The sequence below is a fragment of the Ralstonia sp. VS2407 genome (assembly GCF_052950655.1).
This window is the reverse complement of record NZ_JBRFVG010000318.1, coordinates 1-448: the sequence shown is the minus strand read 5'-3', so window position 1 is coordinate 448 and position 448 is coordinate 1. Positions and strand designations below refer to the sequence as shown.

Sequence of the window (448 nt, the reverse complement as noted above, 5' to 3'; positions counted from 1 at the left end):
ATATTGTTACGTCCTTCATGAGAAAGTAAAGAGGCACGTTCGATTGCTGAAAGCAATTCTGGTACATAAAATTCAATTTGCGTGTTATGGCTAGTTGGAATTAAACGGTTGGTATCAGGATAATTTCCTTCTAACAAACGAGAATAGAAGTACATTGTTTCTGTTTTAAATAGCACTTGATTTTCCATAATGCTGATTTCAACCATTTCTTCTTCATTGGTTAATGAACGAGAAAGTTCAGTTAAACTTTTTCCTGGAATTACAATGTTAAATTCTTCTACTGCTTGTTCTGTCGGGATCACACGTTGACTTAAACGATGTGAATCTGTCGCAACGGCAAGTAATTTTTGATTTTCTAAAATAAGGTGAACCCCAGTTAAAATTGGACGACTTTCGTGCATCGATACAGCAAAACCTGTTTCACTAATAATTGTTGTCAATAAATGAA

General features: G+C 34.4%; 1 protein-coding gene. It reads right to left on the bottom strand.

From position 1 onward, the window contains the following. Window positions 1-448 (bottom strand): DNA polymerase III subunit beta (gene dnaN, locus ACU8YE_RS25250; RefSeq protein WP_446930306.1); only part of this gene is annotated, 448 nt, incomplete at both ends.